The sequence below is a fragment of the Bartonella sp. AA1HLJMS genome, assembly GCF_042197445.1.
Taxonomy (GTDB): domain Bacteria; phylum Pseudomonadota; class Alphaproteobacteria; order Rhizobiales; family Rhizobiaceae; genus Bartonella.
Genome location: NZ_JBHIRW010000030.1, coordinates 5,786 through 16,701, shown reverse-complemented (window position 1 = coordinate 16,701; position 10,916 = coordinate 5,786). Strand labels below are relative to the sequence as shown.

General features: G+C 37.0%; 9 protein-coding genes and 1 pseudogene. 7 read left to right on the top strand and 3 right to left on the bottom strand.

Annotation, left to right across the window (positions count from 1 at the left end):
• Window positions 1-52 precede the first annotated feature (52 nt).
• Window positions 53-433: a helix-turn-helix domain-containing protein gene (locus ACFIQE_RS07525; RefSeq protein WP_375707454.1), complete on the top strand. Its 381-nt coding sequence runs from the start codon at window positions 53-55 to the stop codon at window positions 431-433.
• Between the two features lie 1,257 nt (window positions 434-1,690).
• On the top strand, window positions 1,691-2,722 hold the full coding sequence (locus tag ACFIQE_RS07520) for an aspartate-semialdehyde dehydrogenase (protein ID WP_375613639.1): 1,032 nt from the start codon (window positions 1,691-1,693) through the stop codon (window positions 2,720-2,722).
• Window positions 2,723-3,006: 284 nt separating this feature from the next.
• Here the strand turns inward: ACFIQE_RS07520 and ACFIQE_RS07515 are convergent, their stop codons facing one another.
• A complete protein-coding gene (locus ACFIQE_RS07515; protein WP_375621602.1) occupies window positions 3,007-3,645 on the bottom strand; it encodes an SH3 domain-containing protein in 639 nt (212 codons plus the stop codon).
• A gap of 504 nt (window positions 3,646-4,149) precedes the next feature.
• Between ACFIQE_RS07515 and ACFIQE_RS07510 the strand changes: the two genes are divergently transcribed.
• The 4 genes and pseudogenes from ACFIQE_RS07510 to ACFIQE_RS07495 all read left to right on the top strand — a co-directional run.
• Window positions 4,150-4,968: a MetQ/NlpA family ABC transporter substrate-binding protein gene (locus ACFIQE_RS07510; RefSeq protein WP_375621601.1), complete on the top strand. Its 819-nt coding sequence runs from the start codon at window positions 4,150-4,152 to the stop codon at window positions 4,966-4,968.
• Window positions 4,969-5,016: 48 nt separating this feature from the next.
• On the top strand, window positions 5,017-6,051 hold the full coding sequence (locus ACFIQE_RS07505; RefSeq protein ID WP_375616331.1) for a methionine ABC transporter ATP-binding protein: 1,035 nt from the start codon (window positions 5,017-5,019) through the stop codon (window positions 6,049-6,051).
• Window positions 6,044-6,703: a methionine ABC transporter permease gene (locus ACFIQE_RS07500; RefSeq protein WP_375609233.1), complete on the top strand. Its 660-nt coding sequence runs from the start codon at window positions 6,044-6,046 to the stop codon at window positions 6,701-6,703. The genes ACFIQE_RS07505 and ACFIQE_RS07500 overlap by 8 nt, the downstream gene beginning before the upstream one ends.
• 441 nt (window positions 6,704-7,144) lie before the next feature.
• Window positions 7,145-7,443, top strand: a pseudogene (locus ACFIQE_RS07495) (integrase); the annotation flags it as partial.
• Window positions 7,444-7,614: 171 nt separating this feature from the next.
• Here the strand turns inward: ACFIQE_RS07495 and ACFIQE_RS07490 are convergent.
• Entirely contained in the window at window positions 7,615-8,094 is a 480-nt protein-coding gene (locus ACFIQE_RS07490; RefSeq protein ID WP_375621600.1) for a MaoC family dehydratase, read from the bottom strand.
• Window positions 8,095-8,257: 163 nt separating this feature from the next.
• Between ACFIQE_RS07490 and ACFIQE_RS07485 the strand changes: the two genes are divergently transcribed.
• Window positions 8,258-9,592, top strand: a complete 1,335-nt coding sequence (locus tag ACFIQE_RS07485) for an NAD(P)H-dependent oxidoreductase (RefSeq protein ID WP_375621599.1) — start codon at window positions 8,258-8,260, stop codon at window positions 9,590-9,592.
• A gap of 809 nt (window positions 9,593-10,401) precedes the next feature.
• Here ACFIQE_RS07485 and ACFIQE_RS07480 read toward each other — a convergent pair.
• The gene (locus ACFIQE_RS07480; RefSeq protein WP_375621598.1) at window positions 10,402-10,758 is read right to left on the bottom strand and encodes a hypothetical protein; all 357 of its coding nucleotides are present in this window, start codon (window positions 10,756-10,758) and stop codon (window positions 10,402-10,404) included.
• Window positions 10,759-10,916 lie beyond the last annotated feature (158 nt).

The window sequence follows — 10,916 nt, the reverse complement described above, 5'->3', positions numbered from 1 at the left end:
CCAGACCCCGGAATACTAATGCGAGGGCGCTCGCAACCGGTGGGGACATCAAGTGAAAGCCAAAAATCTACATTTTTACGATATTTCTTTAGGCAAAAAAATTCGCTTCAGAAGAAACGTCATGGGGTTTTCTCAAAAACAATTAGGAAGTCATTTAGGCGTAACATTCCAACAAATCCAAAAGTATGAAAAAGGCTTAAATCGCATAAGTGCAAGACGTTTACAGGAAATTGCTCATATATTAGATGTTCCCGTTTCCTTCTTTTATGCTGATAGCGCAAAAAAAGAAGAGAACCTCTATCATTGTGATGACAGAATAGCAAGCAAAGCAGAATATTTACTTTTAAAAAATTTCAGAATACTGACCCGCAAAAAACAAAGAGCAATTTTGCAGTTGATTTCTGATGAAAAAAATAACCCCTTATTTTCATAAGTTCATTGCAAAGATAATCAAAGTCCTTAATAATATTGACAAGAATTGTGACTGTCTCCCCACACTGCATGAGAATGAAAATGCTTAATCTAATCTGATTTGTAAATAATCCGAATTCTAACGAGTTTAACTTAGAAATAGTGCATTGATTTATAATGATAATCTAACGTTATTGATATTGAATAAGTGTTCCGAATATCGTAAAATTCTTTCATTTCAAACGTGTTCTATATTGAATCAATCAAAATCACTGTTGGCACATTACAAGCAAAGTTGGCGTGTGAATAAAAACGTACAAAAAGGCATACCTCTTATTGAATCGTCTCACAAACCAAGAGCTGTAACGACATTGTGTGCTGAAAAAATGGATGATGGTGCTAACTTGCTCTTTTATTAAACGTAAATATGGGGGTGTTCAACGACTTTCCACTCATATGAGTTACTTAAAAAAGGCTCTCCAAACAAGCCTAAAAATATTCCCACACACTAAAAAAATACTTAAATATATTGAGAAAAATCAAAGATCTTATACCACCATACTCCAAATAATGATATTTTATAGCATAACAGGATTAAAGTAAAAATAAGAAATATAAATTAAAAATAGACACGAAAAACTATATTTATAACTTTCATAAGAATTTATCTATATATGGATACTTAAGTTTATCCTGTTGTGCCATAAATTCTATCATTTAAGGTATGAGGGCATGAAGCACGCATACCTTAAAACATTCAAATGTTTTTTAGATACCCAATATCTTTTTAAATATTTTTAAGCCTGCTTGTTGAGCCTTTAGTTTAAGTAAAAAATGGGAAGCCACTAGAATCTAGCTGTTTACAGACTGTAATAGGAGGCTTCGCTTTTAAAGGTATAGGGAGAAAATTAAATAATTCAACAATTAACAGATAAAGTATAAAAAGATTCCACCAACGCGATACGTAATACCATCTTTAAAAAATTCAAAAGTGTGAAGGTACACATTGACAGAAGATAAGGAATTCACTTAATTAAAGTGTTTTCTAAAGAGATAATAGCTTAGCGTAAAATATTCAATTTTTTCAATTCTGAAAGATTAAAAGAGACGTATCATTTGAAATAAAACAATTTATTGTGCTAACGATGATGATTGGTGTGCACAAAATTGAGTTGTTGAAAATCAAAAATATAATTTAATGATGTTCCTTGACCAACTCACTCTCTCCTGAGTATAGCACGGGGAATAAACGTGGAGAGACATGAGGAGTATATAGAAAATGAGTTATAAAGTTGCAATTGTCGGCGCAACCGGAAATGTTGGTCGTGAAATGCTTACAATTTTAGAAGAACGTGGTTTTCCTGCGCATGAAATTGTCCCTCTAGCATCACGACGCTCATTAGGACAAGAAGTTTCTTATGGAGATAAAACTTTAAAAGTAAAAGCACTGGATACTTACGATTTTTCTGACACAGATTTTTGTCTTATGTCTGCGGGAGGGAGCATTTCCAAAGAATACGCCCCTAAAATTGCTGCTGCCGGCTGTGTCGTCATCGATAATTCCTCCACGTGGCGCTATGATGCCAATGTTCCGTTGATAGTCCCTGAAGTCAATGGCGAAGCTATAAATGCCTTTTCTAAGCGTAATATTATAGCAAATCCTAATTGTTCAACAATTCAACTGGTCTTAGCTTTAAAACCTCTCCATGATGCTGCAATCATTAAACGTGTTGTTGTCTCTACATATCAGTCTGTTTCTGGAGCTGGTAAAGAAGGAATGGACGAACTTTTCGAACAATCACGTGCAGTTTTTGTTGCAGACCCAATTACATCAAAAAAATTCACTAAACGCATTGCCTTTAATGTCATTCCTCATATCGATGTTTTCATGGAAGATGGTTATACAAAAGAAGAATGGAAAATGACGGTTGAGACGAAGAAAATTCTCGATCCGAAAATTAAATTAACAGCCACTGCTGTTCGGGTCCCTGTCTTTATCGGTCATGCTGAAGCCGTCCATGTTGAATTTGAAAAACCACTAAGCGCATCTGAAGCACAAGCGCTCCTCCGCGATGCACCAGGCTGTCAGCTTATCGATAAACACGAAGATGGTGGTTATACCACACCTTATGAAGGTACCGGAGAAGATGATACCTTTATTAGCCGTGTTCGTGAAGATATCACCGTTGAAAATGGTTTAGCTTTCTGGGTTGTCGCCGATAATTTAAGAAAAGGAGCAGCATTGAATGCCGTTCAAATTGCTGAATTGCTCATTTCTCGTAATTTGATAAAGCCTAAGTCCGCAAATTAACGCCCTGTCCGAAAGGACAAAGAACCCCTAGCCGGTCTGTCAAAAGTCCGGCTTCTCTTCAGTATAACCTTCCCCAGCTGAAGGTTCATATCACCATCCTAAAGAACTGTAATCCAAGGTATTATCAAATTTTACTTTGAATATCCTTGAATGCCTCGCCACCTTAAGTTAAGCATTGCCGCCTTAATGACATTTTACGGTACAATAGGATCAGCAGCATGAAGCAAACAATGCTTATGCTGCTGATCCTTTTTGTCATTCCGGTTGTGAAATTAACTTTACCCTTATCGAGCAGGATAGGTCACGACACGGTAACGCGTTTCATTACGTTCAAAATTTTTGTAATTGACATTATCAGGAAAGGAGGGATTATAAGCACTCACGTGCTTTACAGAAACGCCTTGTGCTGTTTGCGACGGATTTAAAATTGTTCGTTCATCCCTTTTTTTAACACCTGTAGAATCGATAATCATATCTGTTCTGTATAGTTTTTGCATATTTTTCCGTGTTTTTTGAATCGCCGGAAGAGCTTTAAAGTCGGAAACAGCCTGTTTTACTTTTTCTTTTGGCGATTTTACCATAGATTTTGATTTTGCTGGCATCTTTTTAAAAGCAATGGTAGGAACATTGTTAACATTGACGTAACGTGCAGATGCCCAACCAACTTTTCCATGATAACCAAGAGAACACCAAGTTTTATTGGATAGGCAGCCATAAATTTGCACTTTTGCTCCCATTGGAACCATTGCGATAACTTTATAAGCTGTCGCAGGGCCTGTGCGTAAAGATACCTGACCTGATGCAACACGAGCAACTGTTCCTGTAATGGTTCCAGCTTGTGCGTGAAAAGCAGTCACAGCCACCCCTGACGCTCCTAAAGTCCATAAAGTCATCATTGTTGATAAAAATTTCTTTCTTAACATTATTTTTCTTCCTCTCTTAAAACGTATGAAGGGCAAAAATTCGCCGTTGCAAAAATTTGCCGCGTTTAAATCCAATGATCAGCAACCTTTATTCCCCCCAAAAACCCACAACATTGCAACAAAATTTCTCTTTATCGCCTACACGAACACGGCCTTTTGATCTTGATTGCGCAGTATGTTCTTCATGAATTTACGGCTAAAGCATCATCTGATTGTCCGGTTCTTCAACCAATTGTCCCTTACAGAAGTTTTTAAAGGGGCATTGGTTCCCTCAACAAATGATTGCAATAAAAGAATTGATTGCCTAAATTTCAAAGATTTTCTGAGAATGAATGATGATCAGCCCCCAAAACAACTAAAATAGAAGGAAAAATAATACTCTTTAAAAAATAAAAGTGATTGAATATTCTCTAAAGCTTGTATAACTTTAAATCTGCCTAAAAAGATACAGAGTATATTGAAACTTCGCTCAAAAAATTTCTCGAAAAAGAAAGTTAAAAGCATATGACATTAAAATTTTTTTCTCGTAGTCGGATTATAGGATTATTCCTCTCTCTCTTTGCACTTTTTTTGTCTACTGCTTTTTCCATGGCCGCAGACAAAACAAAAATCAAACTTGGTATTATGGAAGGGCGGGATGCAATTATTTGGAAAACTGCTGCTGAACAGGCTAAAAAAGCCGGTTTAGATATTGAACTCGTTTATTTTTCTGATTATGCTTTGCCTAATGATGCTGTTAACGCAGGAGAGATCGATGCGAATGCTTTTCAGCACGCCCCTTATCTTAATGAACAAATGAAACAACGTGGCTATAAACTTTCAATTGTCGGCTATACATTTATTGCTCCAATTGGTGTTTATTCACACAAAATAAAAGACTTAAAAGATCTCCGTGATGGTGCACATGTCGGTATTCCGAACGACCCATCTAATGGTGGAAGAGCCTTACTTCTTCTCAATTCTTTAGGTCTCATTAAGTTAAAAGATCCTCATAATATTCTTGCATCTCCACTTGATATTATCGAAAATCCTAAAAACCTGCAAATTCGTGAGCTCGATGCTGGTATGTTAGGGCGTGCAATCGACGATTTTGACCTTGCAATTATAAACACAAATTGGGCTATTGTTTCGGGATTAAGCTTCGAAAACGATGTGGTCGCATGGGAGAGCGCAAAAAATAATCCTTATGATAATATCATCGTTGTACGCACGAGCGAAAAAGATGAACCATGGGTTAAAAAATTAGTTGCTGCCTACAATAACGATCTTATCCGTGCAAAAATCAAAGAGATTTTTGGCAAAACTGCCCAAACATCTTGGTAATGGTGCCAAATATCTTGGTAATTGTGCCAAATATCCCGGTAATTGTGAATGGAAAAACCTATTCTTATCTCCTTAAAAAACATCAGCCGTTGTTTTAACAAAACGGCTGGTGTTCCGGTAATTAATAATCTCTCTTTAAATATCCACGCTGGTGAAATCCTTGGCATTATTGGGCGCAGTGGAGCAGGAAAATCAACACTTATCCGCTGTTTAAATGGGTTAGAGAAGATTGATGCAGGATCCATTTTTTTTGAAGGCGTTGATATTTCTAATCTATCAGAGATAGAATGGGCGCCTTACCGTCAACGAATTGGAATGATTTTTCAACATTTCAATCTTCTCTCATCGCAAAATATTCTTGATAACATTGCATTGCCGCTTAAATTAAGTGGTGTAAGTAAAAAACAACGCCACAAACGTGCCCTTGAACTGATTGAATTGGTTGGGTTATCTGGGAAAGAATATTGCTATCCAGCACAATTGTCCGGGGGACAAAAACAACGCGTTGGCATTGCACGCGCTCTTGCTGCTAATCCTAAAATATTATTATCAGATGAAGCCACTTCTGCTCTTGACCCTGAAACAACACAATCTATTCTAGAGCTCCTTGCTGATATTAACAAACACCTCAATCTCACGATTGTGCTCATCACCCATGAAATGGAAGTTGTGCGCACCATAGCGCATCGCGTTGTTGTTCTTAATCAGGGGAACATTGTAGAAGAAGGACGTGTGAAAGACATCTTTACATCACCGCAAGACGATACAACCATAGCCATGCTCAAGCTTGTCACCCCGCAACTTCCTGAAAAATTTGCGAAAAATCTCAAACCAACCGGGCAAGAAGCTGTCATTGAAATTAATATTGCCGGTGAAATTGCCCAGCAACCTTTTCTTCATCTTCTAGAAAATGAGAGTGGTTTAAAAGCACGTATTTTGCATGGTGGCATTGATACAGTTCAAGATGAAACCATCGGGCGACTCTTCTTGGCTCTTCCTGGAGAAGATAAAGAAGCTTTAGAAAAAGCTGTTCAATGGTTAACGAAAAAAGGACGATATTGTGAGGTCTTAGGCTATGTTTAATGTTCTGTCTCATGAACTTCCCCAAGCTGTTATTGATACAATATTGATGACACTTAGTGCTTCTGTTATGGCATTTATTATAGGGCTTCCCCTTGGTCTTCTTCTTCACACAACAGCACGCGGAGGGATTTTTTCCTCATCTCTCATCAATCGCCCTTTAAGCATGATCATTGACAGTATTCGTGCCATTCCCTTTATCATTCTTGCATTTTATCTTCTTCCCGTTACGCGTATCGTTGTAGGAAGAGGGATAGGAATGCCTGCTGTAATTTTTATACTGACCATTTCAGCTATCCCTTTTTATGCTCGCATGGCGGAACTCTCTTTTAAAACCGTTGAAAACGGTCTCATTGAAGCGATCCGCTCGATGGGTGCAAGTCGTCTTCAAATTATCAGACATGTTCTTATTCCTGAAGCTCTCCCTAGCCTGATTACAGGTTTTACAGTCATGGTCATTTCTCTTATAGGAGCCACCTCACTTGCTGGATATCTTGGTGGAGGCGGTTTAGGGGATATGGCAATCCGCTATGGCTACCAACGCTACAATACCTTCATCATGACCATCGTCATCATCCTTTTGATCGTGCTTAATATTACAACCCAATGGACTTCTGATAAAATCGTACAAAAACTTGATAAAACAAAACATTAAAAGACTTAGAATTTCACAAGCCAATACCATCATCCTCTTTGCCACTTTCCAAGTGCACCAACCCTTGCCTATCGAAAACACTCATAAGAGATTAGAAACTTTTTTCTTAAACAGTTTTTATCTCTCCCCATCCGTTTGTAACATGAAAGAAAATAGTTTTAATGGCTTTAATATAAAAGGGGATAAAATAAGAGATCTCACAGTATGTGAAACTCTCTTTAAATTAAGACATTGGTCACGACCTTTCCCAACCTTAGATAACACATTGAATTTATAATGATAATATGGCGTTATTCATATTGAATGAGAACTCTGAATACCGTAAGATCCTCTCATTCCCACTTTGTTCCATATAGAATCAACCAAAACCTCTTGCTTGCACGTTAAAAGCGGAAAGAGCCGTGTGAGTAAAACTATACAAGAAAGAAAGGCATGCCTCTTATGAATTATCTCAAGCGCCAAGACCTGTCTTAACATTGGCGGCTAGCATATAATATGATGGTGCCGATTTTCTTCTTCACAAGCATAAAGATAGGGGTGCTCAATGGCTTTATCGTTATACTATTCACAGGCGCCATTGCGAAATGGGTGTGACGAGCGTTGAGAGATGTTGCTTTAAAATAAACCCGTGAATTGGCAACGCAAGTATATTCCATTTGAAGCGTTCTGTTTTACGTGATGGGTATGATCCCATTAAAGAACGCTATAAACAAAAGCGTGAAGCAATGCACTATCTTCATTAGGAAACTCCTCTTCAAAACGATCTAGGAAAGATAGCAACCCGCTATGGCTATCAACGCTATGATAGCTCCACCATATCTATCATCCTATAGATTATTCTCAATATCATCATTGAAGAAACTTCTAATAGAATTGTATAAAAATTTTATAAAATAAAGCACTCAAATAATCTAGATATTGGAAGGTTTTTCTTCCACAACAGCAACAATAAGCCATTGAGCTGTAAGAGCTGGTTTTTTTAACTTTTCAATTTCCACCGTAACCCCATAATGGAAAACCACTCGACCAGAAGGACGAATTTCTGCGTCGTCTAACACAAAACGCGCACGTATCCGTACCCCTGTTTTCACAGGACTCATGAAGCGTACTTTATCGAAACCATAATTAATCCCCATTGTGCTCCCTTCTAACTCTGGAAGAGCTTCATAAGCGAGCCTAGACAAAAGCGATAATGTTAAAAAACCATGAGCAATCGTGCCGCCAAAAGGTGTCTTTTTAGCCTTTTCCTCATCAACGTGTATCCATTGATGATCATCTGTAGCACATGCAAACTGATTAATCATATCCTGTGTAACAAGACGCCACTCCGATAATCCCACTTCTTTCCCAATAAAACTGGTGACATCTTGTACTGTTATTTTTTGCTGCATAACGCTATTCCTATTTTATTTGATAAAAGAAACCACCCCTCTTGCTTTTATAAAATCCATTGATTAGAGCATCAAGAATAAAAGATTAATTGTCTTAAAAACAAATGCACCTTATGAATGAGAAAAGTTCTTTAGCAGAATAGTTTTCAAATAGGAAAAAAGAATGGCAAGCAATGTGAACCTAACAGGTTTAGCGCATGATTTGAAACAACGTGCAGAAAACCATCCCCCCATCCGTATTGGACTGATTGGTTGTGGTGAAATGGGCACAGATTTATTATCAAGTATTGCGCATATGGATGGTATAACAGTCGCTGCTGTAGCCACGAGGACACCGTCACGTATTTTTGATGCCGCTACACTAGCCTATGGCGAAGATGGACATGTCTGTGAAGTTGAAAATACTTATGCTCTCACCCAAAGCATTGAAAAGGGTTTGATTGCAGCAACAGATGATATTAACCTTGTTTTGCGCCATGAACAAATTGATATTATCGTTGATGCAACAGGCTATCCCGAAGCAGGAGCAGAGATTGGTATCAAAGCGCTTGAGAATAACAAACATCTTGTCATGATGAATGTTGAAGCAGATGTTACAATTGGCGCTTATCTCAAACATGAAGCAGAAAAACGAGGGCTCATTTATACACTTGGTGCCGGCGATGAACCTACTTCTTGTATGGAACTCATAGAATTTGTTTCAGCCCTTGGACATAAGATTGTTGTAGCGGGTAAAGGAAAAAATAATCCTCTGCGCTTTGATGCTACACCTGACGCTTACGAAGAAGAAGCATTCCGGCGTAATATGAATGTGCGCATGTTGGTTGAATTTATTGATGGTTCCAAAACGATGGTTGAAATGGCAGCCATTGCCAATGCCACCGGACTTCTCCCCGATTGCCCAGGAATGCATGGACCACGAGCAGCGCTACAAGATTTAAACAAAGTGCTTATTCCAAAGCAAGATGGGGGCATTTTACAGCAATATGGTGTTGTAGATTATTCAATAGGTCAAGGTGTTTCACCTGGTGTCTTTGTCATTGCCGAAATAGCACACCCACGTTTACGCGAACGTATGGAAGATTTAAAAATTGGCCAGGGACCTTACTTCACCTTTCATCGCCCCTATCATTTAACAGCAATGGAAGTGCCCCTCACCTGCGCACGTATTATGCTTTATGGCAAAAAAGATATGGTCCCTCTTAGCCATCCCGTAGTAGAAGTCTGTGCTGTTGCTAAAAAAGATTTACATCCAGGTGATCAGCTAGACTTTATCGGTCTTTATACTTATCGTGCTTGGATAATGAACATCGCAGAAGCACGCGCTCACCACGCCATTCCTTGTGGCCTTTTAGAAAAAGCAACAGTAACAGCTGCAATTAAAAAAAACGAACTCATTACAGTACATAATACTGCTATTCGTGAAGATCAATGGATTGCACGTCTTCGTGCTAAACAAGACCTTTTACTTCATTGCCCTTCTTCCGCTAAGCTATAAATACTCCTGAATTACCTTACTTAACAGTATCCTTCCCTTAGGCAACAGAATAACCCAGAATACACTTCTATCGCAAATACAGGTTTATGTTTTAATAAAAGCATTTTCCAACGATGCACATCACCACTTCCCTCTCACAATATGTCCCGTAAATGCGACAGTATAAACCACCCTATGAGATGGCATAAGATTCATTGTGTATCACTATCTTTACTCTATGAAGATACAAACCAGCACCATCATTTATTTTCCAATACTACAACAGTCCTTGAACCTTAGAGATGATTCATGAGAAGAATTTTTACTCTTTTTTTTAATAATTTTATCCATACACGAACGCAACTTGTTATACGTAAAAAATACTTCTGATGGATTTAACATAAACAAATTTAAAATGATAAATAATAATTTCTCATTTTTCTTATTGCATGAGAGCCTTGGATATAGGGATATTCTTTATTTTATCCCCTTATGAAAGATAAAAAAATTTAAAAAGGATAAAATATACCTTTGATGAATAATCTTCATATGAGAAAAGGTAGACAATATTAAAAGACTGATAAAGATAGTAAGTATACTATCCTTATTACTAGAAAATAACCATAAACTGTAAAAAAATCAGGTTACACTAATTTGTAAAAAAAAAACATAAATGTAGGATCTTGAACTTTAATAATGTTAATAAAAGCTACATTTAATATTAAGAGTAGTGATTTTATTATCTAGTATAGTATAAATAATAAAATATTTATTTTTTAAAAATAATGAAGTGAACAAAAAAATCCTCGACTCTGTCGATGAGTTTTCTACTAAAGTGTACTGAATATTCCAAAAAGAGATACAACAGCACCTAATACATCCCCAACACATAAAGAAGCAAGAAGTGATAAAATACCTATTCCCCCCCAAAATGCTGCACCTGAAAAAGCAGCAGCTTTTTCAACTTTCCCCAAAGCAATGCCATCTTGTTCCTCAACGCCTTGAATAACAGCTCTATCCACAGCTTTAATAGCTACATTTTTTTCTAGTGTAGAAATAGTAACTGCCACTCTCTCTTGAAATTGATTTTTTACAAAACTTGCATTTCCCTCTATAGTTTGTACAAAAAAGAGAATAAATAGTGTAAAAGTAAATGAACATACACGATTTTTAAATATTTTAAACATAGCTTTCTTTGCTCCTCTTTTCTTCACTGAAAAAATGAAAGAATATTCACATATATAAAAACCAAAAATTATATTTAATCATTTATATAATTGCACATAATAAAATATTATATGTAATTTTGTTATTATAATATAACACATTATGTATTACATGTAAA

Bases quoted from the DNA above. Each gene is read 5' to 3' on its own strand.
- ACFIQE_RS07520 (WP_375613639.1), top strand. From the start codon at position 1,691: ATGAGTTATAAAGTTGCAATTGTCGGCGCAACCGGAAATGTTGGTCGT.
- ACFIQE_RS07515 (WP_375621602.1), bottom strand. From the start codon at position 3,645: ATGTTAAGAAAGAAATTTTTATCAACAATGATGACTTTATGGACTTTA.
- ACFIQE_RS07510 (WP_375621601.1), top strand. From the start codon at position 4,150: ATGACATTAAAATTTTTTTCTCGTAGTCGGATTATAGGATTATTCCTC.
- ACFIQE_RS07505 (WP_375616331.1), top strand. From the start codon at position 5,017: ATGGAAAAACCTATTCTTATCTCCTTAAAAAACATCAGCCGTTGTTTT.
- ACFIQE_RS07500 (WP_375609233.1), top strand. From the start codon at position 6,044: ATGTTTAATGTTCTGTCTCATGAACTTCCCCAAGCTGTTATTGATACA.
- ACFIQE_RS07490 (WP_375621600.1), bottom strand. From the start codon at position 8,094: ATGCAGCAAAAAATAACAGTACAAGATGTCACCAGTTTTATTGGGAAA.
- ACFIQE_RS07485 (WP_375621599.1), top strand. From the start codon at position 8,258: ATGGCAAGCAATGTGAACCTAACAGGTTTAGCGCATGATTTGAAACAA.
- ACFIQE_RS07480 (WP_375621598.1), bottom strand. From the start codon at position 10,758: ATGTTTAAAATATTTAAAAATCGTGTATGTTCATTTACTTTTACACTA.